Raw genomic sequence first — 24,350 nt, forward strand, 5'->3', positions numbered from 1 at the left:
GCGAGAAAAGTGAGACAGTTCTCCGTCAACAGTCATCGCCCACAATGCTAAAGTCGCTCCCTCGATTTTGCTTTTCCCAAGGAAGCCGTTATGCCGGATGCGACGTCCCTCAGTGCTGGATTCATGGTGGTTCACGGTAACCGCCTGGACGAGCTGCGCAGCCTGGTGGTCAGTTGGATGCGTCGCTACCCACTGGCGCCCTTGGAAAACGAAATAGCTCTCGTACAAAGCAACGGCATTGCCCAGTGGCTCAAGTTGGCTCTCGCCGAGGACCCGGAAGAAGACGACATGGGCGGTTGCGGCATTGCTGCGGCAATCGATGTGCAACTCCCTGGCAGCTTTATGTGGCAGCTCTATCGTATGGTCCTGGGCCGTGACGAAATTCCGCCCAAGTCCCTGCTCGATAAGGCTCCATTGACCTGGCGTCTGATGCGTCTGCTCCCGGAGCTTATCGACCAACCCCACTTTGAACCGTTGCAGCGCTTCCTTACCCATGACAGCGACCTGCGCAAACGCTACCAACTCGCCGAACGCCTGGCCGACCTGTTCGACCAATATCAGGTCTACCGCGCAGACTGGTTGGAAGACTGGGCCGCAGGCCGTCACCAATTGCGCAACGGTCGTGGCGAGTCAAAACCGCTCAATCCAGCCAACTGCTGGCAAGCCGAATTATGGCGCGCACTGTTGCTGGATGTGGGGGAGGAGGGCATGGCCGAAAGCCGCGCCGGCGTACACCAGCGCTTCATCGAACGTATCAATGCTCTTGAGAAAGCACCGACGGGGTTGCCATCCCGGGTGATCGTTTTCGGCATATCTTCATTGCCTGCGCAGGCACTGGAGGCGCTCGCGGGGCTTGCCCGATTCAGCCAAGTCCTGCTGTGCGTTCACAACCCTTGCCGCCACCACTGGTCCGATATCGTGGCCGACAAAGACCTACTGCGTAACGAATACAAGCGCCAGGCGCGCAAGGCCGGTATGCCGGTCACTATCGACCCGCAAACCCTGCATCAGCATGCCCATCCGTTACTGGCCGCCTGGGGCAAGCAAGGTCGCGACTACATCAGCCTGCTGGACAGCTACGACGACCCCAATAGCTACCGCGCCGCTTTTCGTGATGGGCGCATCGACCTGTTCAGTGACAGTGAGCCCACCACGCTGCTCAACCAGCTCCAGGACGATATCCTCGAACTGCGCCCCCTCAACGAAACCCGCGACCTTTGGCCCGCCGTCGATCTGGAGCAGGACACCTCCATCCGTTTCCACATCGCCCACAGCGCCCAGCGCGAAGTGGAAATTCTCCACGATCAACTGCTCCAACGCTTCAGCGCCGACCCAACGCTGCGTCCTCGGGACATCATCGTCATGGTTCCCGACGTCGACAGCTACGCGCCGCACATTCGTGCTGTATTCGGCCAGCTGGAAAGAAGCGACCCACGCTTCATTCCGTTCACCCTTACTGACCAAGGCCAGCGCGGTCGCGACCCTTTGCTCATCGCCGTCGAGCACCTGCTTAAACTCCCGGACAGTCGTTTTCCGGTCAGCGAGATCCTCGACCTGCTCGACGTCCCAGCCCTGCGCGAACGTTTCGCCATCAAGGAGCGCGACCTGCCCACGCTGCACCGTTGGATCGAAGGCGCCGGTATCCGTTGGGGCCTCAATGCCGAGCAGCGCGCCGGCCTTGGCCTACCGGGTGAACTGGAGCAAAACAGTTGGCGATTTGGCCTGCGTCGGATGCTGTTGGGCTATGCGGTCGGCACCGGTGCCGCCTGTGACGGTATCGAACCTTACGACGAAATCGGCGGCCTTGATGCTGCGCTTATTGGCCCACTGGTCGCTTTGCTCGACGCCCTCAATGACGCACACCAAGCCCTGTCCCAACCCGCCGTGCCTCAAACCTGGGGCGAACGCTTGCAACGCTTGATGCAACTGTTCTTCCTGCCGAGTAGTGAGCATGACGACTACCTGCTCGGCCAACTCGAACAACTCAGGGAAACCTGGCTCGAAACCTGTGAGTCCGTGGGACTACAGGATGAGTTACCGCTCACCGTGGTCCGTGAAGCTTGGCTGGCGGGACTGGATCAAGGTCGTCTGTCCCAACGCTTCCTCGCCGGAGCTGTCAATTTTTGTACCCTGATGCCCATGCGGGCGATCCCGTTCAAACTGGTTTGCCTGCTGGGTATGAACGACGGTGATTACCCGCGCGCCCAACCCCCGCTGGACTTCGACCTGATGGGCAGCGACTACCGCCCAGGCGACCGCTCACGTCGAGAAGACGACCGCTACCTGCTGTTGGAAGCCTTGCTCTCCGCCCGCGATCAGCTCTACATCAGTTGGGTGGGGCGCAGCATCCGTGACAACAGTGATCGCCCGGCCTCGGTGCTGATCGGTCAACTGCGCGATCACCTCGCCAGTGGCTGGCACCCCACAAACAGTGATGAACCGCTGATCGAAGCCATGACCCAGGAACATCCACTGCAACCCTTCAGTGCCCGCTACTTCCACGAGGGCGATTCGTTGTTCAGCTACGCCCGCGAGTGGCAGTTGCTCCACGAAGCACAGGAAGCGACGCCACCTGACGATCAACTCCCGCAGCACCTGCAAGAGGAGCCCTTGACCCTGGGCCAATTGCAGGACTTCCTGCGCAACCCGGTCAAACATTTCTTCAGCCAACGTCTGAAAGTGTTCTTCGAGGCAGCCGAAGCGCCTTTGGCCGATGAAGAGCCTTTCGTCCTCGATGCCTTGCAACGCTACAGCCTGAGTGACAGCCTGCTCAACGCCGCATTGAGCCAGCCCGAACACCTCGATCAGGCCCTGAATGCCCAGGCCCGGCGCCTGCAAGGCAGTGGCCTGTTGCCCATGGTTGGCTTCGGTGAGTGCCTGCGCAACGAATTGATCGAGCCCTTGCCGGATCTGTTACAGCGCTATCAACACCTGCTTGCCCTCTGGCCAACCCCACACACAGGGGGCGAGCCGATCAGTTTTGAGCATCAGGGGGTTCAGCTGGAAGGCTGGATCAGCGGCCTGCATCAGCGCAGTGATGGAGGATTGCTCAGTGTGACCACCATCCCCAACAGCATTGGATCGATCAAGAGCCGCAAATGGCATCGCCTGATTCGCCCTTGGGTCAACCACGTGGTCGCCTGCGCCTGCGGTCTGCCGTTGAGCACAGGATTGGTTGCCAGCGACGACACATTGTTACTGTCCCCATTGGATAACGCCGTTGCGAAAGAGATCCTCGGCAACCTATTGCTGGCCTGGCATTCCGGGATGAACACGCCGCTGCCTGTGGCCGTTAAAACCGCCTTCGCCTGGCTCGGTCAAACCGATCCAGCCAAGGCACACGCTGCGGCCCAGAAAGCCTACGAAGGTGATGGGGTGAACACCGATGGCGAGCGCCGTGAAACCCCAGCGCTCACCCGCCAGTTCCCCGACTACGCGGCACTCATCGACAGCGAAGAGTTCGAAGGCTGGTGCGAAACCCTGTATCGCCCCCTGATCAACGCCCCTTGGCGATCACTGACTAGCGAGGAGGCCGGCGCATGAGCAGCAAACCCTTGGCGCTGGCCTTCCCGCTAAAAGGCAGCCAACTGATTGAAGCCAGTGCCGGCACTGGCAAAACCTTCACCATTTCGGCTCTGTACCTGCGTTTGGTACTCGGAAACGGCGGCGATGAGTCCGGTTTTGGCCGCGAATTATTACCGCCGCAAATCCTCGTCGTGACCTTCACCGACGCGGCCACCAAGGAGCTGCGTGAACGCATTCGCATCCGTTTGGCCGAAGCCGCGCGGTTCTTCCGTGGCGAAATCGAAAAACTCGACCCGCTGATCACCGACCTGCGCGACCAATATCCACAGGATCAATGGCCCGCCTGTGCCAACCGCCTGGACATCGCCGCACAATGGATGGACGAAGCCGCGGTCTCGACGATCCACAGTTGGTGCCAGCGTATGCTGCGCGAACACGCCTTCGACAGCGGCAGTTTGTTCACCCAAACCCTGGAAACCGACCACAGTGACTTGCTCGGCGAAGTGCTGCGCGACTACTGGCGGCTGTTCTGCTACCCGATGCACGACGATGCGCTGAACTGGGTGCGCAACAACTGGGGCGGTCCGGCAGCGTTGATGCCTCGAGTGCGCGCACTATTCGGCAGTGATCGGCCAACCGATGAAACCCGCGAACCGGCCGAGCTGATCAACGCTTGCCTGCAAGAACGCCGTGAAGCGCTGATACAACTCAAGGCCCCTTGGCTGCAATGGGCCGCCGAGCTGCGCGATATCTGCCTGCAAGCCGTGGCCGCCAAAGCCGTCGACGGGCGCAAGATGCAAGCGCGCTACTTCGAGCCCTGGTTCGAAAAAATCAGCGCCTGGGCTGCGGACGAATCCCTCGAACAACTGGACATCGGCACCGGCTTTACCCGCCTGACGCCCGACGGCATGGCCGAAGCCTGGAAGGGCGAGCCGCCGCACCACCCTGGCATCGACGCAATGGCCGGCCTCAAGGCTGCACTCGACGCACTGCCAACCCCCGACGCCGCCGTGCTGCAACACGCCGCCGGTTGGGTGGGCAAACGCTTCGAAGAGGAAAAACGCCGTCGCGCCGAAATGGGGTTCGACGACATGCTGATCCGCCTCAACGCCGCTCTGCAATCCGAGGGCGGCGAGCGTCTGGCCAGTGTGATCCGCGAGCAATTCCCCGTGGCGCTGATCGACGAATTCCAAGACACCGACCCAGTGCAATACAGCATCTTCGACAGCATCTACCGCATCGAAGAAAACCACCTCGACAGTGGCCTGTTCCTGATCGGCGATCCCAAGCAGGCGATCTACGCCTTCCGTGGTGCCGACATCTACACCTACCTGCGCGCTCGCCAGTCCACCACCGGTCGTCACCACACCTTGGGCACCAACTTCCGCTCCAGCCATGCGATGGTCGAGGCGGTGAACCATGTGTTCCAGCGTGCGGAAACGGGCCGTGGTGCATTCCTGTTTCGCGAGCCGGATGGGACAAATCCGGTGCCGTTCCAATCGGTGCTGTCCCAAGGCCGCAAGGAGCAGTTGCAAGTTGATGGCCAAACGCTGCCTGCGATGAACCTCTGGCACTTGCCCACCGACCAGCCGGTCTCCAACGTGGTGTATCGCCAGCAATTGGCCGGCGCTTGCGCCACGCAGATTGTTGAATTGCTCAACGGCGGACAACAGGGCCGTGCCGGTTTCCTACAGCCTGACGACAGTTTTATCGGCGTACTCCCGTCAGACATCGCCATCCTCGTACGCGACGGCAAGGAAGCTCAGGCCGTGCGCGCCGAACTGGCCGCGCGTGGTGTGCGCAGCGTGTACCTGTCCGATAAAGACTCAGTCTTCGCCGCCCAGGAGGCCCACGACTTGCTGGCCTGGCTCAAAGCCTGTGCCGAGCCGGATGTGGAGCGCCCCCTGCGCGCCGCCCTCGCGTGCGTCACCCTGAACCTGTCACTGCCCGAACTTGAGCGTCTGAACCAGGACGAACTGGCGTGGGAAAGCCGCGTAATGCAGTTCCGTGGCTACCGTGCGATCTGGCGCACCCAAGGTGTGCTGCCGATGCTGCGTCGCCTGCTCCACGACTTCAAACTGCCGCAAACCCTGATTGCCCGCAGCGATGGCGAACGCGTGCTGACCAACCTGCTGCACCTCAGTGAACTGCTGCAACAGGCTGCATCGGAGCTAGATGGCGAACAGGCCTTGATTCGGCATCTTGCCGAACACCTGGCGTTGTCGGGCCAGGCCGGCGAGGAACAGATCCTGCGCCTGGAAAGTGATGAGCAACTGGTCAAGGTTGTCACCATCCACAAATCCAAGGGTTTGGAGTACGACCTGGTCTTCCTGCCCTTCATCTGCTCGGCCAAACCGGTGGACGGCAGTCGATTGCCCCTTCACTACCATGACGAAAACGGTAGATCCCAAGTCAGTCTGCGCCCGACCGCCGAACTGATCGCCCAGGCCGACGATGAACGTCTCGCCGAAGACCTGCGCTTGTTCTACGTGGCCCTGACCCGCGCCAAACACGCCTGCTGGCTTGGCATCGCCGACCTCAAGCGCGGCAACAGCAACAGTTCGGTATTGCATCTGTCAGCCCTGGGCTACCTGCTCGGCTTCGGCGCTTCACTGGGTGAGTCCGCCGGCCTGGCACGCTGGCTGCTGGACTTGCAGGACGGCTGCCCGGCCATCCATTACGCACAGGTGCCCGATGCACAAGACACCGTGTTCCACCCGCCGCGTAACCAAGCCACCTTGCTTGCGCCTTTGCTGCCCAAACGCAAGGCCGCCGAAAACTGGTGGATCGCCTCCTACAGCGCCTTGCGCATCGGCGACAGCATGAGCGCCGCGACCCTTGAAGCCCCCGAAAGCCCCCAGGCGCAGAAGCTGTTCGATGACGAACGCCTGGACCCCGACGCACCGCGCGAAGTGGCAGCGTCCGGCGGTGATATTCACCGTTTCCCACGCGGGCCGAATCCCGGCACCTTTCTCCACGGCTTGCTGGAATGGGCGGGCGGGGAGGGCTTCACTGTCAGTCCGCAAGACATCGAGAAAGCCGTAGGCGCCCGCTGTAACCGCCGCAATTGGGAGGGCTGGATCACCACCCTCAGCGGCTGGCTGGGCCACTTGCTGCAAACGCCATTGCCGGTGGATAACGATCAGGTTGCCCTCAGCGATTTGCAGCATTACCAGATCGAAATGGAGTTCTGGTTCGCCAGCCACAAAGTCGATGTGCTGGCCCTGGACAAACTGGTGTGTCAGTACACCCACAACGGCGTGTCCCGCGTCGCCGCCGAACCGGTGCTGCTCAACGGCATGTTCAAGGGCTTTATCGACCTGACCTTCGAGCATGACGGGCGCTACTACGTGGCCGACTACAAATCCAACTGGCTCGGCCCTGACGATTCGGCCTACACACAGGACGCCATGGAACAGTCGATCCTTGATCATCGGTACGACCTGCAATACGTCCTTTACCTACTGGCCCTGCATCGCCAGCTCAAGGCCCGGTTGCCGGATTACGACTACGACCGGCATGTCGGCGGTGCGCTGTATCTGTTCTTGCGCGGTACGCAGTCCGTCAGCCAAGGCGCGTATTTCACCCGGCCGCCACGGGAATTGATCGAAGGCCTGGACTTGCTGTTCCAAGGCAAACCCATCCCGCCCAAGGTTGAGCCCGCCTGGGAACAAGGAGTGCTGTTATGAGCCTGTCGCCACTGCCGCTTGATGAGCTGGCCCCGCTCAGTCGTGCAGCCGACTTGGTGCAATTGCTTGAGCGTTGGGTTGACCGCGGCTGGCTGCGGGCCTTGGACAAGGCCTTCGTCGGCTTCCTGTATGAGCTTGACCCGCAGGCTGACCCATTGGTGCTGTTGGCGGCAGCATTGACCAGTCACCAATTGGGCCACGGCCACGTGTGCCTCGACCTGTTCGAAACCCTCAATGCGCCGGACTTTGCGCTGTCCTTGCCGCCCGAAGGTGATTTGCAGACCGGCGCCATGTTGCTGCCGTCCCAATTGCTTGATGGCCTCGACGGCGCTCACTGGTGCGAGGCGCTGGCGTCCAGTCGTCTGGTCGCGCTGGCCACAGATGCCAGTGAGTCTGCCCAAAGCCGCCCTCTGGTGTTGTCCGGCAAACGCCTGTACTTGCGGCGCTACTGGACCTACGAGCGGCGCATCGACAGCGCCCTGCGGTTGCGGCTTGCCACCCAGGAAACCGTCGCGGCCGATTTGCCCCAGCGCCTGAACAGCCTGTTCGACCAAGCGCCGCCCGATGGGGTGATCGACTGGCAGAAACTCGCCTGTGCCCTGGCCACGCGCGGCGCCTTCAGTATCGTCACCGGCGGCCCCGGCACCGGCAAGACCACCACCGTGGTGCGCTTGCTGGCGTTGCTGCAAGCACCTGCCGTGGAAGCCGGCAGCCCGTTGCGCATTCGCCTTGCCGCGCCTACCGGCAAAGCGGCCGCGCGGCTTACCGAGTCCATCAGCCAGCAAGTGCAGTCGTTGACTGTGCCGGACAGCGTGAAGGAAAAAATCCCGACCCAGGTCACCACGGTTCACCGCCTGCTGGGTAGCCGTCCCGGTACTCGTCACTTCCGCCATCACCTCGGCAACCCGTTGCCTTTGGATGTGCTGGTGGTGGACGAAGCCTCGATGATCGACCTGGAAATGATGGCTAACCTGCTGGACGCCTTGCCACCTCATGCCCGACTGGTGCTGTTGGGGGACAAGGACCAACTCGCCTCGGTGGAGGCCGGTGCCGTATTGGGCGACTTATGCCGCGACGCCGAGGCGGGTTGGTACAGCGCTGATACGCGCCAGTGGCTGCAAGCCGTCAGCGGCGAAGACCTCGGCGCGAGCGGACTGCAAGAAGACCTCGACGGCACCCATCCTCTGGCCCAACAAGTGGTGATGCTGCGTTATTCGCGGCGTTTCGGCGAAGGCAGCGGCATTGGCCAGTTGGCACGCTGGGTCAACCAGCAGAACGCCGAAGCAGCCCGTAAGTTACTGGCCGCACGCAGTCACGATGACCTGTTCTGCGTCAGCCTCAAGGGTGAACACGACCACGCGTTGGAGCGCCTGGTACTGGACGGGCAGGGCGATGGCGCCCAGGGTTATCGCTATTACCTCAACCTGCTGCACAGTGCGCGGCCAACCCTCGACACGCCGCGCGACGATCACGCCTGGACGCATTGGGCGCAACAATTGCTGCAAGCCTTCGATGCGTTCCAACTGCTTTGCGCCGTACGCAAAGGCCCGTGGGGCGTGGAAGGCCTGAACTTGCGCATCACCGCGGCCCTGCGCAAAGTGCGCCTGATCGAAGGAGACGAGCAGTGGTACGAAGGCCGCCCGGTGCTGATGACCCGCAACGACTACGGCTTGGGCCTGATGAACGGTGATATCGGCATCGCCCTTAAACTGCCGGAAAGCGACGGCGGCCCGCAGGTGTTGCGTGTGGCTTTCCCACGTAACGACGGCCAGGGCGGCGTGCGATTTGTGCTGCCCAGCCGTCTGAATGATGTGGAAACCGTGTATGCCATGACCGTGCACAAGTCCCAGGGCTCGGAGTTCACCCACACCGCGTTGATCCTGCCGGATGCCTTGAACCCGGTGTTGACCAAAGAGCTGATCTACACCGGTATCACCCGGGCCAAACGCTGGTTCAGCCTGGTCGAACCCCGTGGCGGTGTGTTTGAGGAAGCGGTGCGGCGCAAGGTCAAACGCCTGAGTGGGTTGATGCTGGAGTTGGGTTAGAAGTCAGAAAAATCTTACGCTGTGCTATCGTTGCGGCATCACTCCTAAAACACCTGAGAGAATCGCTGCATGAACGTGGCTGTCTCGCCCACAGAGCGTAGTTTGAGCTGGAGACGCAGGCTGCTGATGGCGCTTCTATCGATGGTTGCGCCGTGTGCCTTCGCACAAGCGCCCGACCCGGTAGGCATGGCCGATCACCGTGCCCAGGCGGTCACGCAGGTGGTGCTGGGCATTCTCAGTTATGCCCGTTGGCCGGTGGAGCCCGCGCAGTTGCGCTTGTGCATCGTCGGCCCGACCCAATACACCGACGACTTGATCAAGGGCACCACCCAAGCCACCGGCCGCCCGGTGGTGGTGCAGCGGCTGTTGGCGGATCACCCGGACATCGTCAAGGCGTGCGACGCGGTGTATATCGGCAAACTCACCGCCGATGAACGCAGCCAGTTGTTCGCCTCGTTGATCGGCCACCCGGTACTCAGCATCAGCGAAGGCGGCGACCAGTGCACCGTGGGTAGCCTGTTTTGCCTGCGGGTAGGCGATGAGCAGGTATCGTTCGAGGTCAACCTCGACTCCGTGGCCCGCAGCGGCGTGCGCATTCACCCGAGCGTGCTGCAACTGTCCCGTCGTCGAGCGCCTGCCTCATGAGCGCCGTGAAAGTGCGACCGACCTTGCGCTCGGTCATTGGCCGGGGGCACCTGATCCTGGCGCTGGTGGCGGTGACTCTGGCCAGTGTGTCCTTGACCCTGCTCGGTGTACTCGCGCTGCGGGTGTACGCCGAACACAACCTGCACCTGATCGCGCGCTCCATCAACTACACCGTTGAAGCCGCCGTAGTGTTCAACGACAGTGCGGCGGCCACCGAATCCCTGAGCCTGATCGCGTCCACCGAAGAGGTAGCCCAGGCCGAGGTATTCAACGCCGACGGCAAAATGCTTGCGCAGTGGACGCGCCCTGAAAACGGCATGCTGTCGCGCGTCGAACTGGCGTTGGCGCATACCCTGCTCGAACAGCCTATCGACCAACCGATCCTCCACCAGGGCCGAGCCATCGGCAGTATCCACCTGACTGGCCATGGCGGCAGCCTGTTGCGCTTCCTGCTTAGCGGGTTGGCCGGGATCCTTATCTGCACCGCCCTCAGCGCCTGGGTTGCGCTGATTCTGGCGCGGCGTCTGTTGCGCGGTATCACCGGTCCATTACAGAGCCTTGCCGCCGTCGCCCACGCCGCGCGCAGCGAGCGTGATTTTGACCGTCGCGTACCACCGGCAGAAATCGCCGAACTGCACAGCCTGGGCAGTGACTTCAACGCCTTGCTCGGCGAAATGGAAGCCTGGCAAAGCCACCTGCAAAGCGAAAACGAAACCCTCGCGCACCAGGCCAACCATGACAGCCTCACCGGCTTGCCCAACCGTGCCTTCTTCGAAGGCCGCTTGATCCGTGCCTTGCGCAGCGCTGCCAAGGCCCGGGAGCAACTGGCGGTGCTGTACCTCGACAGCGACCGCTTCAAAGAGATCAACGACAACTTCGGCCATGCCGCCGGCGACGCCGTATTGGTGGCCGTCGCCGACCGCGTGCGTGCGCAATTGCGTGAAGATGACCTGGTGGCGCGCCTGGGCGGGGATGAATTCGCCATTCTGCTGGCGCCGTTGCACAAGGTCGAAGATGCCCAGCGCATCGCCGACAAAATCATCGCCAGCATGGACCAGCCGATCCCCGTGCCCGGCAACACCCAGGTATTGACGTCCCTCAGTATCGGCATCGCCCTCTACCCCGATCATGGCGCCACCCCCGGCACCTTGCTCAATGCCGCCGACGCGGCGATGTACCAGGCCAAGCGTTTGGCCTCGGGTGGCCAGCACACGGCGGAGTCGGAGACTCCCGTCGTCAACGTTCAACACAGGAGTTGATCCCTTGTTCTCGACCGCGCGTTTTATGTTTATCACCTTGCTGGTGGCCCTGCTCGCCCTCGGCGGCTGCCAGACCGCGCCCCCCAAAGGCCTGACTCCGGCGCAGATCGCCGTCCTCAAGCAACAGGGCTTTGAACTGACCGACGAAGGCTGGGCGTTTGGCCTCTCCGGCAAAGTGCTGTTTGGCAGTGACGTTGAGTCACTCAACAAACCCAGCACCGACATCGTCGAGCGCATCGGCAAGGCCCTGCTCGGCGTGGGGATCGAACGCGTGCGCGTGGACGGCCACACCGACGCCTCCGGCAAGGAAACCTACAACCAGCAACTGTCCCTGCGCCGTGCCAAAAGCGTGGCGGCGGTGTTGAAAGGCGTAGGCATGAAAGAAGAAAACATCCAGTTGCGCGGCCTGGGCAGCAGCGAGCCGGTGGCGCCGAATACCACAGCGGCGGGGCGTACGGAGAATCGGCGGGTGTCGATTGTGGTGATGTCGGACTGACCGGTTTCACCCAATCCTGACTTGAAATGCAATCAAAGTGTGGGAGGGGGCTTGCCCCCGATGGCGGTGTGTCAGTCAACCAATACAAGCTGCCCCACCGCTATCGGGGATCGTCGCACCGCCCCTCCCACATTAGAGCGGGCTAGTCGGCAAACCGCATCTCCCGCGTCTCCCCCATCAACAACCCCTGGTTCTGCTCCGTCACTTCACGGATGTAGTCCCACAACAGGGTGATCCGCTTCAGCTTCCTCAGATCCTCGCGGCAGTACATCCAAAATTGGCGAGTGATCGTTATCTCCTCCCCCAACACCGGCAACAACCGCGGATCCTGCGCCGCCAGAAAACACGGCAATATCGCCATCGACCGCCCCTGTTGCGCCGCCACGTACTGCGCAATCACGCTGGTGCTGCGCAAGCTGGCGCTGGCGCCGGGCACCACGTTCGCCAAGTACAGCAACTCCGAGCTGAACGCCAAATCATCCACATAGCTGATAAACGGATGCTCGGCCAAGTCCGCCGGGCGTTGGATCGGCGGGTGTTGGTCGAGGTATTCCTGGGTCGCGTACAGCTGCAGCTTGTAGTCGCACAGTTTGCAGCACACATACGGCCCGTGTTCCGGGCGTTCCAGGGCGATGACGATGTCGGCTTCGCGCTTGGACAGGCTGATGAAGTGGGGCAGCGGCAGGATATCCACCGAGATCGCCGGGTAGGTGTCGACGAAATGGCTCAATTGCGGGGTGACAAAGAAGCTGCCGAAACCCTCGGTACAGCCCATGCGCACATGGCCGGACAGCGCCACGCCGGAGCCGGACACCTGCTCGCAGGCCATGTGCAGGGTGCTTTCGATGGACTCGGCATAGCCCAGCAGGCGCTGGCCTTCGGTGGTGAGGACAAAGCCGTTGGTCCGGGATTTTTCGAACAGCAACGTACCGAGGGACACTTCCAGCGAACTGATGCGCCGCGACACGGTGGTGTAGTCCACCGCCAGGCGCTTGGCCGCGACGCTGGCCTTGCGGGTGCGGGCCACTTCGAGGAAAAACTTCAGGTCATCCCAGTTCAGGGAACCCAGTGATGTGATGTTTTTTTGCATATTGGACCGGATTTTATGTGCGTTCTTATTAGAAGTTTGCACATCTATACTCCAAAAACAGTCCGAACGCCTCATTCTTCAAGGCGATTCAACGCCTTGGTTCTCTGCATAACTATAAGATTTGGAGACCACATGAACGCATCTGCCGATATTTCCGTGCAGCAGGTCAAGTTGCTGATCAACGGCGAGTGGGTCGAGTCCAGGACCACCGAATGGCAAGACATCGTCAACCCCGCCACCCAAGAAGTGCTGGCCAAAGTCCCGTTCGCCACCGCCGATGAAGTCAACGCCGCCATCGACGCCGCCCACCGCGCCTTCCAGACCTGGAAGCTGACGCCCATCGGCGCGCGCATGCGCATCATGCTCAAGCTGCAAGCCCTGATCCGCGAACACTCCAAGCGCATTGCCGTGGTCCTCAGCAATGAGCAAGGCAAGACCATCGCCGATGCCGAAGGCGATATTTTCCGGGGCCTGGAAGTGGTCGAGCACGCCTGCTCCATCGGCACCTTGCAGATGGGCGAGTTCGCCGAGAACGTGGCCGGTGGCGTCGACACCTACACCCTGCGCCAGCCCATCGGCGTGTGCGCCGGGATTACTCCATTCAACTTCCCGGCGATGATTCCGCTGTGGATGTTCCCGATGGCGATTGCCTGCGGCAACACCTTCGTCCTCAAACCGTCCGAGCAGGACCCGCTGTCAACTGTGCTGTTGGTTGAGTTGGCGCTGGAAGCGGGCGTTCCTCCGGGTGTTCTGAACGTGGTTCACGGCGGCAAGGACGTGGTGGATGCGCTGTGCACCCACAAAGACATCAAAGCCGTGTCCTTCGTGGGTTCGACCGCTGTCGGCACCCACGTCTACGACCTGGCCGGCAAACACGGCAAGCGCGTGCAATCGATGATGGGTGCCAAGAACCACGCCGTGGTGCTCCCGGATGCCAACCGCGAACACACCCTCAACGCCTTGGTCGGCGCCGGTTTCGGCGCGGCGGGTCAACGGTGCATGGCCACCTCGGTGGTGGTGCTGGTGGGCGCGTCCAAGCAATGGCTGCCGGACCTCAAGGCGCTGGCGCAGAAGCTCAAGGTCAATGCGGGCAGTGAAGCGGGCACGGATGTCGGCCCGGTGATCTCCAAGCGTGCCAAGGCGCGCATCCTGGAGTTGATCGAAAGCGGCGTGAAAGAAGGCGCCAAGCTGGAACTGGACGGCCGCGACATCAAGGTGCCGGGCTTTGAACACGGCAACTTCGTTGGCCCGACCCTGTTCTCGGGCGTGACTACCGATATGCAAATCTATACACAGGAAATTTTCGGCCCGGTGCTGGTGGTGATCGAAGTCGCCACCCTCGACGAAGCCATCGCCCTGGTCAACGCCAACCCGTTCGGCAACGGTACGGGCCTGTTCACCCAAAGCGGTGCGGCGGCGCGTAAATTCCAGAGCGAAATCGATGTAGGCCAAGTCGGCATCAACATCCCGATCCCGGTGCCGGTGCCGTTTTTCAGCTTTACCGGCTCCCGTGGCTCCAAGCTCGGTGACCTCGGCCCGTACGGCAAGCAAGTGGTGCAGTTCTACACCCAGACCAAGACCGTCACCAGCCGCTGGTTCGATGACGACACGGTCAACGATGGCGTCAACACCACCATCAACCTGCGCTGATTCCGGGAGACGACCATGAAGATTGCATTTATCGGCCTGGGCAACATGGGCGCGCCCATGGCCCGCAACCTGATCAAGGCTGGCCATGCGCTGAACCTGTTCGACCTGAACCAGACGGTACTCAAGGAACTGGCGGAACTGGGCGGCAGCATCAGCGAGTCACCGCGCCACGCAGCTCAAGGCGCCGAGTTGGTGATCACCATGCTGCCGGCCGCCGCCCATGTGCGCAGCGTGTGGCTGAACGAAGACGGTGTACTCGCCGGCATCGGCCAAGGCGTGCCGGCGGTGGATTGCAGCACCATCGATCCACAAACCGCGCGCGACGTTGCCGTGGCCGCCGCCAAGCAAGGCGTGGCCGTGGCTGATGCACCGGTGTCCGGCGGCACCGGCGGCGCCCAGGCCGGGACGCTGACCTTTATGGTCGGCGCCACCCCGGAACTGTTCGCTACCCTGCAACCGGTGCTGGCGCAGATGGGCCGCAACATCGTGCACTGCGGTGACGTGGGCACCGGGCAAATCGCCAAGATCTGCAACAACCTGCTGCTGGGCATCAGCATGGTGGGTGTCAGCGAGGCAATGGCGTTGGGCGATGCGCTGGGCATCGACACCCAAGTGCTGGCGGGGATCATCAACAGCTCCACCGGGCGCTGCTGGAGTTCGGACACCTACAACCCATGGCCTGGCGTGATCGAAACTGCACCAGCGTCTCGCGGTTACACCGGCGGCTTTGGGGCCGACCTGATGCTCAAGGACCTGGGCCTGGCCACTGAAGCGGCACGCCAAGCGAAACAGCCGGTGATTCTGGGCGCCGTGGCGCAACAGTTGTACCAGTCGATGAGCCAGCGCGGGGAGGGGGGCAAGGACTTCTCGGCGATTATCAACAGTTACCGAAAACCCAAGTAAACACTGTGGTGAGGGAGCTTGCTCCCTCGCCACAAGGTGTTTAGGCAAACACAAAATACTTACGCACCGTCTCAACCACTTCCCACGTCCCCTTCATCCCCGGTTCCACCACAAAAATGTCCCCAGCCCGCAGGTGAATCGGCTCCAGGCCTTCGGGGGTGATGATGCAGTAGCCTTCCTGAAAGTGGCAGTATTCCCACTTCACGTAGTCCACGTACCACTTGCCCGGTGTGCAGATCCAGGTGCCCATGATCTTGCTGCCGTCTTCGCTGGTGTAGGCATTGAGGTTGACGGTGTGCGGGTCGCCTTCGAGCTTTTCCCATTTGCAGGCGTCCAGGACCGGCAGGGGGTGGGTGTCGCGCAGTACGGTGATGGGCTTGGCCATGGTGTCTCCGAGGCAGGGAATTCGAAGGTGAACCCTAAGGCCTTGGGCGCGGTGACAGTGGTCTGAACTCGACATCCGGATGCCCAGAAGCGCAGCCGAGTACGATTCCTCTGACACCCAGAGAACCAATGTGGGAGGGGGCTTGCCCCCGATGGCGGTGTACCAGCCAATAAATAAGTTAGCAGGCACACCGCATTCGCGAGCAAGCCCGCTCCCACAGAGGTTCTGTGTTGACTGGGCGTGAAATTTTCAATCACAAATCTTCAAGTTATTCGCAGTAAGTGCGAAAGATCTCCCGTCTCACGCCAGATTTCGCAAGAAAATTCGCAGCAGGCCCTCGTATCATTCACCCAAGAACGAGTGAGAGCCTTGCAATGAACCCTATAAAAACGTGGTGGGATATCAGCCCGCCCTTGAGTACGGCGACCCCGACCTGGCCGGGAGATACGCCGTTCCAGGAAGAGCGCGTGTGGCAGTTCGGCCCGGAGTGTCCGGTCAATGTGGGGCGTATCACCTTGTCGCCGCACACCGGCGCCCATGTGGATGCGCCGCTGCATTACAGCGCGGATGGCGCGCCGATTGGCGAGGTGTCGCTGGATGTGTACATGGGCCCGTGCCGCGTGCTGCATTGCCTGGACAGTGGTGCACTGGTGCAACCCCATCAACTGGAAGGTCGTGTGGATAACCTGCCGGAGCGCGTGCTGCTGCGCACTTATCCACACGCGCCTCTGACCGAGTGGGATTCGAATTTCACCGCCATCGCGCCGCAAACCGTTGAGCTGCTGGCCAGCCTGGGTGTGCGTTTGATCGGTATCGACACGCCCTCCCTGGACCCGCAACAGTCCAAGACCATGGACTCCCACAACGCCGTGGCGCGTCATGGCATGGCGATCCTCGAAGGCATCGTGCTCGATGATGTACCAGAGGGCGACTATGAACTGATCGCGCTGCCGCTGCGTTTTGCCAACCTCGACGCGAGCCCGGTCCGCGCCATTCTCCGCCCGCTCAAGGAGCCCACGCGATGAGCCAATGTCCCTTCTCTGCTGACTACCAACCCCCGGAAGAATGGCATAACGCCGAACTGAATTTTTCCGAGTCCATGAGCTACGGCGACTACCTGGACCTGGGCAAAGTCCTGAGCGCCCAGCACCCGCTGTCGCCGGACCACAACGAAATGCTCTTCATCATCCAGCACCAGACCTCCGAGCTGTGGATGAAACTGATGCTCCACGAACTCAAGGCCGCCCGCGAACATGTGCGTCTGGGCGAGTTGCCGCCAGCGTTCAAGATGCTGGCGCGGGTGTCGCGGATCTTCGATCAACTGGTGCACGCCTGGGCGGTGCTGGCGACGATGACACCGTCAGAGTACAAGTCGATCCGCCCGTTCCTGGGGCAGTCGTCGGGGTTCCAGTCGTTCCAGTACCGCGAGATCGAATTTATCCTCGGCAACAAAAGCGCGGCGCTGTTGCGGCCCCATGCCCATCGACCGGAGCTATTGAACGAGTTGAAAGTGGCGATTGCCACGCCGTCGCTGTATGACGAGGCGATCAACCTGATGATCAAGGCGGGCCTGGCGATTGATCCACAGCGTGCCGAGCGCGACCCCACGGCGGCGACGGTGCACGATGAGTCCGTGGAGGCGGCGTGGCGTGAGGTGTATCGCGATCCAAGCCGATATTGGGATTTGTATCAGCTGGCCGAGAAGTTTATCGACCTGGAGGACTCATTCCGCCAGTGGCGCTTTCGGCATGTGACCACGGTGGAGCGGATCATTGGTTTCCAGCCGGGAACGGGCGGCACCGAAGGCGTGGGTTATCTGCGCAAGATGCTCGACACCGTGCTGTTCCCCGAACTCTGGCGAGTGCGCTCCACCCTCTAAACGAAAAGCCCCGGATCACCGGGGCTTTTCATTTGGAATGCATTCAACTGTGGGAGCTGGCTTGCCTGCGATAGCGGTGTATCAGCCAACACATCCAGCGCCTGACCCACCGCCATCGCGGGCAAGCCCGGCTCCCACAGGTATCACTGTGCGTTCACTACCGCGTTGCTTTTACGAACGCGCAACCGATACGCCACATAGATAATCCCCACCCACACTGGCATCGCATACACCGACTCGCTGATCCCGGGAATCGCCAGCATCACGCTGATGATCATCACCATGAACGCCAGGCACAGGTAGTTGCTGAACGGGAACCAAAAGGTCTTGAACGACGGCGTCACGCCTTGCACGCCCATGGCCTTGCGGAATTTGATGTGGGTGATGCTGATCAGCGCCCAGTTGATCATCAGCGAGGCAACCACCAGCGCGAACAGCAGTTCCAGCGCGCTTTGCGGTGCCACGTAATTGACCACCACGCACAGCATCGTCACCAACGCCGAAATCGCCAGGGCGCGGATGGGCACACCTTGCTTGTTCAGCTTCATCAGCGACTTGGGGGCGTCGCCTTGCTCGGCCAGGCCGAACAGCATGCGGCTGTTGCAGTACACGCCGCTGTTGTACACCGACAGCGCCGCGGTCAGCACCACGAAGTTGAGGATGTGCGCCGCGGTGTCGTTACCGATCAGCGAGAAGATCTGCACGAACGGGCTGCCGCTGTAGGCGTCGCCCGAGGCGCCGAGGGTTTGCAGCAGTTGGTCCCATGGGTACAACGACAGCAGCACGGTCAGGGCGCCGACGTAGAAAATCAGGATACGGTAAACCACCTGGTTGATCGCTTTCGGGATCACCTTGCGCGGCTCGCTGGCTTCGGCGGCGGTGATACCCACCAGTTCCAGCCCACCGAACGAGAACATGATGAACGCCATCGACATCAACAGCCCCATGCCGCCATTCGGGAAGAACCCGCCGTGGCTCCACAGGTTGCTGATGGATGCCTGCGGGCCGCCGGTGCCGCTGAACAGCAGGTAGCAGCCGAGCACGATCATGCCGACAATCGCCACCACCTTGATGATCGCGAACCAGAACTCGGCCTCACCGAAGAACTTCACGTTCAGGGTGTTGATCAGGTTCACCGCGACAAAGAACACCAGGGCGCTGACCCAGGTCGGGATCTCCGGCCACCAGAACTGGATGTACTTGCCCACCGCCGTCAGTTCGGCCATGCCCACCAACACGTAGAGCACCCAGTAATTCCAGCCCGCCAGGAAGCCCGCGTAACCGCCCCAGTATTTGTGGGCGAAGTGGCTGAAGGAACCGGCTACCGGCTCTTCGACGATCATCTCGCCGAGTTGGCGCATGATCAGGAACGCGATGAAACCGGCAATCGCGTAGCCCAGGATCATCGACGGTCCCGCCGATTTGAGCACCCCGGCCGAGCCGAGGAACAACCCCGTGCCGATCGCCCCTCCCAAGGCGATCAACTGAATGTGCCGGTTCTTCAGGCCACGCTTGAGGCCTACCGGGTTAACCATGTCATCCGCCATTAACATTCCCTTCTACTTGTTTTTCTTGAGGGTGAGTGCACGCCGCATCAGCCCCTCAGAACTGCTGAGGGTCAGATATTACTCTGCGTAAACTTTTCGTAATACAGTTGAACGCCATCAAGTGCCTGATTCGCCAGCCATTGCTGGACGGATTCGACCATTGGAGGGGGGCCGCACAAGTACATATCTGCCGATCTGCCCCGCAATTCGGCCAGGTCGAAATGCTCGGTGAGATAGCCGCGCTTGCCGGGCCAATCGTCGGACGGTGCGCTGAGGACTTCGGTGTAGCGAAAATCCGCAATTTTCGAGGCATAGGCCCGGATGCGCGCTGCTTCGCACAAGTCCTCGGCACCCCGCACACCGTAATACAGGTGCACCGGCTGGTTGCAACCCTTGGCGGCCAGTTCATCGAGCATGCCCAGCAAGGCCGATAACCCGGTGCCGCCTGCCACTAACACCAATGGCTGGGTGACGTGGCGCAGGTAGAAAGCGCCGAGGGGCGCCTCCATCAACAGCTCGTCGCCCACTTGGCAGCGCTCGCGCAGGTAGTTGCTCATCACGCCGTCGGGCAGTAGGCGCACCAGGAATTGCAGGTGATTGCCCGGCAGGTTGGCGAAGGAATATGACCGCCAACTGTCCGTGCCAGGCACCGACAGGCGCGCATACTGGCCCGGCAGAAAATCCAGCGCCTGATCCAACTGCACCCGCAGAATCGCCGTGCTGGCCGACACCTTCTCCACCGCGCTCACGGTGCCCTTGACCTGAACCGGCCCCGGCGCATTGCACAGGCTCGAATCAAAGTCGAAGTAAAACGTCGCGTCGGACTTCACACGCGTCTGGCAGCTGAGCATCTTGCGCTGTTGCAGGTCGAGGCTGGACAGGGCTTCTTCGTCCACATAGTCCTGGCTGTAATCGCCGGATTCGCAGCGACCCTGGCAGGTGCCGCAGACCCCTTCACGGCAATCCAGCGGGATTTTGATGCCGTTGCGCAGTGCCGCATCCAGCAGGATTTCATGGGTGCCGACGGGGAAGAACAGGGTCTTGCCGTCGGCAAAACTGAAGGCCACTTTGTGATTCATTCGCGAAACTCCACGCATGTATTGCTGGCGCATAACTTGTGGCGAGGGAGCTTGCTCCCGCTGGAGTGCGCAGCGCTCCCACGATTTTGGGGCCGCTGCGCAGCCCAGCGGGAGCAAGCTCCCTCGCCACCGGGTGTGATGCGCTGGATTAGAGGTGATAGAAATCCAGCACCGAGTTGATGGTGTCGTTGAGCAGCAACGCGTGCTTGCGGGTGATCAACCAGCTGTCGCCATAGGGCTTGAGGGTGTAAGTGGCGTGGCCGTAAAACTGCTCCGACATAGCCAGGCGATAAAACAACGTGTGCCAGTTCAAACGCACCTCCAGCATTCCATCCGCCTGCCCGGCAATGCGCACGTTATTGATCAGGTGCAAGGTGCGCGGCATCGGTGTCGCGGACGCGGCCTTGCCGGTGCGCAAGCGGAACACGCGGTCTTCCAGGCCCGAGCGGTTGGCGTAATAGATCAACGACATTTCACGCTTGGGATCACGGGTGTACACATGCTCCGAGTCCCATTGCGGCAGGTGGAACTCACTCTGGGGGTCGAACAGCTGCACATAGGCGTCCCAGTCCTGGGCGTCGCACAGCTCGGACTTGCGGTAGAAGAACTGCTCGATCTGGTACTGCAATTGCGCATTCATCACTTCACCTCCCGCAGTGTCAGCGCCTGTTTGTCCAAACCATTGAGCAGGAACTGCTGCCAGTTGCGGTGCTGGTTCACGTAAAGGCCTTCATGGGTGAACTCGGTGCCGGTCATGGCCGGTTGGATACCGATGGCTTCGCTGTTCGGCGTGGGGCCGGTTTCCCAGCGGTGGCTGCCACGGGAGATATCGCTCCAGCGCTCCAGGCGGCCCTGGAAACCGCGCTGGGCTTCGCGAAATTCCACCAGGTCATCCGGCGTGCCCATGCCGGAGACGTTGAAAAAGTCCTCGAATTGGCGAATACGGTTTTCGCGGTCCGCGTCGGATTCGCCCTTCACCCCCAGGCACTGGCTGATGATCTCGGTCTTGTTCCACGCCACCGGGCGGATAATGCGCAGCTGCGAGCTGATCTGGTCGAGGAAGAACAGGCTTGGGTAGATATTCAGGTTGCGCAGGCGATGCATCATCCACTCGGCCTTTGGCTGGCCGTGTTCTTCCACCAGGCGCGGCATGATGGTGGCGTAGCCGGAGCGCACGCTGGGGTTGGGCATGTCGCTGAACAACACACTGTGGCCATTGTGGAAGGCGAACCAGCCGTCGTCGGTGTTGGCATCGCCGGCGCCGAGCTTGCTGTAGTCCAGGGTGCCGCCTGCGCCCGCGCCATTCTCGGTGTTCACTTGCTGGCGATGCTGCACCGTGGCCACGTAGTTGTAGTGCACGGTGCTGACGTGATAACCGTCCAGGCCGTTCTCGTTTTGCAGCTTCCAATTGCCGTCGTAGGTGTAGGCGGATTTGCCCGGCAGCACCTCCAGCTCACCGGTAGCGGACTGGGCGACCATCATGTCGAAAAACACTTTGGCGTCGCCCAGAAAGTCTTCCAGGCTGTCGGTGCCGGCCACATCCAAACTGATGAACACAAAGCCCTTGTAGCTCTCGATACGCGCTTTTTTCAGCCCGCGCGTCGCCTTGTCGAACCCCTCCGGGTATTCACCCGGCGCCTTGACCTTCACCAGTCGGCCATCGCTCTTGTAGCACCAGGCATGGAACGGGCAGGTGAAGGTGGACTGGTTGCCCTTGCCGACACGGGTGAGGGTGGTGCCGCGATGCTGGCAGGCATTGATCAGCGCGTTGAGTTGGCCCTCGCCATCGCGGGTGATGATCATCGGCTGGCGCCCGGCGCGCATCGTCACGAAGTCGTGGTTATTGGCCAGTTCGCTTTCGTGGCAGGCGTAGATCCAGTTTTTTTCGAAGATCAGTTCCATCTCCAGATCGAACAGTTCCGGCTCGGTGAACATGTCGCGGGCGATGCGGAACACTTCATCCGCCGGGCGAAAATCCAGACAACCTTCGATAAACGTTTTCCACTGCTCGACGCTTTTTGCACCACTCATGGGAGGCACCTTTTTAATTTGGGCTAATCGGTGGCTCATTTAAAACAGTGCGATCGGGCGTGGGCTATCCGCTTAGTCGGGGAAGCTGGGCCAAATAATTGGGGTAGGTGCCGGGCGGCGGCGCAATGCGCTACTGTGCTTGAACAGACGCGCCGCCAGAGCGCGCAACAGCCTGACCGCCGTGGGTGCACCCTGATGAGCAGCCAAACGATTCAACGCTTCGACCTGGAAGGCGCCCGCAGCTGGATGTCCGGCATCTGCGGGCCCCATCGCCTGGCCACCACCACGCCCGAGCGCTTGCGTTTCCACCACAGTGCCAACATGTTCAAGTCCCGCGCCACCACCTTGGGCGTGATCGAATACGGCACCGACGTGACCATCGACATCGAAGACGCCGAGCACTTCAGCAGCTACAGCCTGAGCCTGCCGTTGGTGGGCGAGCAGGAGCTGAGCAAGAACGGTGAACGCCTGAGTTCCAACCGCGACCAGGGCGTGATCATCTCGCCCAACGAGCATCAGGTGCTGGCGATTTCCGGCGACTGCCGCAAGTTGCAGGTGGTGATCACGCGGGCGGCGATGAGCGAGTCGCTGGAAGGTTTGCTGCAACGGCCGCTGGATGCGCCGCTGCGCTTTGAGTCGGTGATGGACGCGGTGGACGGTGCCTCGGCGGCGTGGTGGCGCATGGCGCGCTACTTCATTGCGGAGTTGGAACACGGCAGCGAGTTGTATGAACAGCCGGCGTTTACCCGCGACCTGGAAAGCTCGCTGATCAAGGGCCTGATCCTGGCCCAGCCGAACAATTATTCCGAAGAACTGCGCGATGTACTGGGCGTGAAACTGCCGCATTACCTGATCCGTGCGCGCCAGTACATCCATGACAACGCCCGCGAAGCCGTGCACCTGGAAGACCTGGAAGCCGCTGCGGGTGTGTCGCGGTTCAAGTTGTTCGATGCCTTTCGCAAATACTTCGCCCTGTCGCCGATGGCCTACCTGAAGAAGCATCGGCTCTCTGCGGTGCGCCAGGCAATCCTTGAGCACGGCTCCACCCGCACCATCTCCGAGATCGCCCTGGGCTGGGGCTTTACCCACCTTGGACGGTTTTCGGCGGAGTATCGCAAGCTGTTCAATGAGTCGCCGAGTCAGACGCTGCAACGCAATGAGGCGCGGCGCCTGCGTGGCTAGATCAACTCCTCTATCAATTGCAGGCAATGACTGAGCCCCGGCGACTGGTCATTCACCCGTCGGCTGAGAATGATCGGCGAGGTCGCCGTGGCTTCCACCACCGGCGTGTAGCCGATGTCCGCGCGGTGCAGCACTTGCACCGAGGCGGGCACCAGTGTCACGCCCATGCCGGCGCCGACCAGGCCGATGGCGGTCTGCAACTCGTTGGTCCACTGCGCCACCTTGAGGCTCAAGCCATGGGCGTCGAACAGCGCGATTACATGGTCGGCGTAGCTCGGGCGTGGGTTGCCGGGGTAGAGCACAAACGGCTCGGCGGCCAGTTGGGCGAGGGTGGCGGGCGCGCCCAACAGGGGATGACCGGCGGGCAGCACCGCGACCAGCCGATCCTCCACCAGCACGCGCTGGACGATGGCCGGGTCGTCGATGCGAATTCGCCCGAATCCCACATCAATTCGACCGGCCTTGAGGGCTTCGACCTGCTGCAAAGTGGTCATTTCCGACAACCCCAACTCCAGCTCCAGCGCCTCATGGGTGCGCAGCCTTCGGATCAGTTCTGGCAACACGCCATACAGCGTCGACGGCGCAAAACCGATACCGAGCCAGGTCTTCTCGCCCTGACCGATGCGTCGTGTGTTGTCGCAGACCTTGCTCAGTTGTTCCAGCAACACATTGGCGTGTTCATAGAAAAACCGCCCGGCCTCGGTCAGCCGCAGCGGTCGGCCACGCTCCAGCAGGATCACGCCCAACTCATCCTCCAATTGCTGGATCTGTCGGCTCAACGGCGGCTGGGCGATGTGCAGGCGTTCGGCGGCGCGGGTGAAGTTGAGGGTTTCTCCCAGCACCTGGAAGTAGCGCAAGTGACGCAGTTCCATGACGGCTCCTTTCATACCTTGAGGGTATTGCTCGAGACTAATTCTATATTGGAAGCCAAGAAAGATGGGGAAC

The 24,350-nt window shown here is 61.5% G+C and carries 18 protein-coding genes; 11 read left to right on the plus strand and 7 right to left on the minus strand.

Going from position 1 to position 24,350, the window contains the following annotated elements:
- Positions 1-90 precede the first annotated feature (90 nt).
- The 6 genes from recC (at position 91) to yfiB (ending at position 11,659) form a co-directional block, all read left to right on the plus strand.
- Positions 91-3,543: an exodeoxyribonuclease V subunit gamma gene (gene recC / locus DYL61_RS22425; RefSeq protein WP_135310141.1), complete on the plus strand. Its 3,453-nt coding sequence runs from the start codon at positions 91-93 to the stop codon at positions 3,541-3,543.
- Positions 3,540-7,214: an exodeoxyribonuclease V subunit beta gene (recB, locus tag DYL61_RS22430; RefSeq protein WP_135310142.1), complete on the plus strand. Its 3,675-nt coding sequence runs from the start codon at positions 3,540-3,542 to the stop codon at positions 7,212-7,214. The genes recC and recB overlap by 4 nt, the downstream gene beginning before the upstream one ends.
- Positions 7,211-9,259: an exodeoxyribonuclease V subunit alpha gene (gene recD, locus DYL61_RS22435; protein ID WP_135310143.1), complete on the plus strand. Its 2,049-nt coding sequence runs from the start codon at positions 7,211-7,213 to the stop codon at positions 9,257-9,259. The genes recB and recD overlap by 4 nt, the downstream gene beginning before the upstream one ends.
- A gap of 69 nt (positions 9,260-9,328) precedes the next feature.
- Positions 9,329-9,904, plus strand: coding sequence for a regulatory sequestration protein YfiR (gene yfiR / locus DYL61_RS22440; RefSeq protein WP_135310144.1), 576 nt, complete (start codon positions 9,329-9,331; stop codon positions 9,902-9,904).
- Positions 9,901-11,163, plus strand: a complete 1,263-nt coding sequence (dgcN, locus tag DYL61_RS22445; RefSeq protein WP_135310145.1) for a diguanylate cyclase DgcN/YfiN — start codon at positions 9,901-9,903, stop codon at positions 11,161-11,163. Before yfiR ends, dgcN begins: the two co-directional genes overlap by 4 nt.
- 4 nt (positions 11,164-11,167) lie before the next feature.
- The gene (gene yfiB, locus DYL61_RS22450) at positions 11,168-11,659 is read left to right on the plus strand and encodes an outer membrane lipoprotein YfiB (protein WP_105700128.1); all 492 of its coding nucleotides are present in this window, start codon (positions 11,168-11,170) and stop codon (positions 11,657-11,659) included.
- Between the two features lie 142 nt (positions 11,660-11,801).
- Here the strand turns inward: yfiB and DYL61_RS22455 are convergent, their stop codons facing one another.
- Positions 11,802-12,749, minus strand: coding sequence for a LysR family transcriptional regulator (locus tag DYL61_RS22455; RefSeq protein WP_135310146.1), 948 nt, complete (start codon positions 12,747-12,749; stop codon positions 11,802-11,804).
- A gap of 132 nt (positions 12,750-12,881) precedes the next feature.
- On the opposite strand from DYL61_RS22455, the gene DYL61_RS22460 reads away from it, so the two are divergent.
- On the plus strand, positions 12,882-14,399 hold the full coding sequence (locus DYL61_RS22460; RefSeq protein WP_135310147.1) for a CoA-acylating methylmalonate-semialdehyde dehydrogenase: 1,518 nt from the start codon (positions 12,882-12,884) through the stop codon (positions 14,397-14,399).
- 15 nt (positions 14,400-14,414) lie between these two features.
- Positions 14,415-15,302, plus strand: a complete 888-nt coding sequence (gene mmsB, locus DYL61_RS22465; protein ID WP_135310148.1) for a 3-hydroxyisobutyrate dehydrogenase — start codon at positions 14,415-14,417, stop codon at positions 15,300-15,302.
- 40 nt (positions 15,303-15,342) lie between these two features.
- Here mmsB and DYL61_RS22470 read toward each other — a convergent pair whose 3' ends face one another.
- The gene (locus DYL61_RS22470) at positions 15,343-15,687 is read right to left on the minus strand and encodes a cupin domain-containing protein (RefSeq protein WP_105700132.1); all 345 of its coding nucleotides are present in this window, start codon (positions 15,685-15,687) and stop codon (positions 15,343-15,345) included.
- Between the two features lie 374 nt (positions 15,688-16,061).
- On the opposite strand from DYL61_RS22470, the gene kynB reads away from it, so the two are divergent.
- The gene (gene kynB, locus DYL61_RS22475; protein WP_135310149.1) at positions 16,062-16,712 is read left to right on the plus strand and encodes an arylformamidase; all 651 of its coding nucleotides are present in this window, start codon (positions 16,062-16,064) and stop codon (positions 16,710-16,712) included.
- Entirely contained in the window at positions 16,709-17,566 is an 858-nt protein-coding gene (gene kynA, locus DYL61_RS22480) for a tryptophan 2,3-dioxygenase (RefSeq protein ID WP_135310150.1), read from the plus strand. The genes kynB and kynA overlap by 4 nt, the downstream gene beginning before the upstream one ends.
- Before the next feature lie 143 nt (positions 17,567-17,709).
- On the opposite strand, the gene DYL61_RS22485 is transcribed toward kynA, so the two are convergent.
- From DYL61_RS22485 to antA, 4 genes are all read right to left on the minus strand, one after another.
- Positions 17,710-19,113: an amino acid permease gene (locus DYL61_RS22485; protein WP_135310151.1), complete on the minus strand. Its 1,404-nt coding sequence runs from the start codon at positions 19,111-19,113 to the stop codon at positions 17,710-17,712.
- A gap of 71 nt (positions 19,114-19,184) precedes the next feature.
- Positions 19,185-20,192, minus strand: coding sequence for an anthranilate 1,2-dioxygenase electron transfer component AntC (gene antC, locus DYL61_RS22490; RefSeq protein ID WP_135310152.1), 1,008 nt, complete (start codon positions 20,190-20,192; stop codon positions 19,185-19,187).
- Between the two features lie 148 nt (positions 20,193-20,340).
- A complete protein-coding gene (antB, locus tag DYL61_RS22495) occupies positions 20,341-20,832 on the minus strand; it encodes an anthranilate 1,2-dioxygenase small subunit (RefSeq protein ID WP_135310153.1) in 492 nt (163 codons plus the stop codon).
- Entirely contained in the window at positions 20,832-22,223 is a 1,392-nt protein-coding gene (gene antA / locus DYL61_RS22500) for an anthranilate 1,2-dioxygenase large subunit (protein ID WP_135310154.1), read from the minus strand. Before antA ends, antB begins: the two co-directional genes overlap by 1 nt.
- A 195-nt stretch (positions 22,224-22,418) precedes the next feature.
- Here antA and DYL61_RS22505 point away from each other — a divergent pair, with 195 nt between their 5' ends.
- The gene (locus DYL61_RS22505) at positions 22,419-23,405 is read left to right on the plus strand and encodes an AraC family transcriptional regulator (RefSeq protein WP_135310155.1); all 987 of its coding nucleotides are present in this window, start codon (positions 22,419-22,421) and stop codon (positions 23,403-23,405) included.
- Here the strand turns inward: DYL61_RS22505 and DYL61_RS22510 are convergent.
- A complete protein-coding gene (locus DYL61_RS22510) occupies positions 23,402-24,277 on the minus strand; it encodes a LysR family transcriptional regulator (protein WP_135310156.1) in 876 nt (291 codons plus the stop codon). The genes DYL61_RS22505 and DYL61_RS22510 overlap by 4 nt on opposite strands.
- Between the last annotated feature and the right edge of the window lie 73 nt (positions 24,278-24,350).

The organism is Pseudomonas nabeulensis, assembly GCF_004682045.1.
In the GTDB taxonomy this organism is placed as follows: Bacteria; Pseudomonadota; Gammaproteobacteria; order Pseudomonadales; family Pseudomonadaceae; genus Aquipseudomonas; species Aquipseudomonas nabeulensis.

Excerpts from the sequence above, each read along its gene's own strand:
- recC (WP_135310141.1), top strand. The coding sequence starts at position 91 with ATGCCGGATGCGACGTCCCTCAGTGCTGGATTCATGGTGGTTCACGGT.
- recB (WP_135310142.1), top strand. The coding sequence starts at position 3,540 with ATGAGCAGCAAACCCTTGGCGCTGGCCTTCCCGCTAAAAGGCAGCCAA.
- recD (WP_135310143.1), top strand. The coding sequence starts at position 7,211 with ATGAGCCTGTCGCCACTGCCGCTTGATGAGCTGGCCCCGCTCAGTCGT.
- yfiR (WP_135310144.1), top strand. The coding sequence starts at position 9,329 with ATGAACGTGGCTGTCTCGCCCACAGAGCGTAGTTTGAGCTGGAGACGC.
- dgcN (WP_135310145.1), top strand. The coding sequence starts at position 9,901 with ATGAGCGCCGTGAAAGTGCGACCGACCTTGCGCTCGGTCATTGGCCGG.
- DYL61_RS22455 (WP_135310146.1), bottom strand. The coding sequence starts at position 12,749 with ATGCAAAAAAACATCACATCACTGGGTTCCCTGAACTGGGATGACCTG.
- DYL61_RS22460 (WP_135310147.1), top strand. The coding sequence starts at position 12,882 with ATGAACGCATCTGCCGATATTTCCGTGCAGCAGGTCAAGTTGCTGATC.
- mmsB (WP_135310148.1), top strand. The coding sequence starts at position 14,415 with ATGAAGATTGCATTTATCGGCCTGGGCAACATGGGCGCGCCCATGGCC.
- DYL61_RS22470 (WP_105700132.1), bottom strand. The coding sequence starts at position 15,687 with ATGGCCAAGCCCATCACCGTACTGCGCGACACCCACCCCCTGCCGGTC.
- kynB (WP_135310149.1), top strand. The coding sequence starts at position 16,062 with ATGAACCCTATAAAAACGTGGTGGGATATCAGCCCGCCCTTGAGTACG.
- kynA (WP_135310150.1), top strand. The coding sequence starts at position 16,709 with ATGAGCCAATGTCCCTTCTCTGCTGACTACCAACCCCCGGAAGAATGG.
- DYL61_RS22485 (WP_135310151.1), bottom strand. The coding sequence starts at position 19,113 with ATGGCGGATGACATGGTTAACCCGGTAGGCCTCAAGCGTGGCCTGAAG.
- antC (WP_135310152.1), bottom strand. The coding sequence starts at position 20,192 with ATGAATCACAAAGTGGCCTTCAGTTTTGCCGACGGCAAGACCCTGTTC.
- antB (WP_135310153.1), bottom strand. The coding sequence starts at position 20,832 with ATGAATGCGCAATTGCAGTACCAGATCGAGCAGTTCTTCTACCGCAAG.
- antA (WP_135310154.1), bottom strand. The coding sequence starts at position 22,223 with ATGAGTGGTGCAAAAAGCGTCGAGCAGTGGAAAACGTTTATCGAAGGT.
- DYL61_RS22505 (WP_135310155.1), top strand. The coding sequence starts at position 22,419 with ATGAGCAGCCAAACGATTCAACGCTTCGACCTGGAAGGCGCCCGCAGC.
- DYL61_RS22510 (WP_135310156.1), bottom strand. The coding sequence starts at position 24,277 with ATGGAACTGCGTCACTTGCGCTACTTCCAGGTGCTGGGAGAAACCCTC.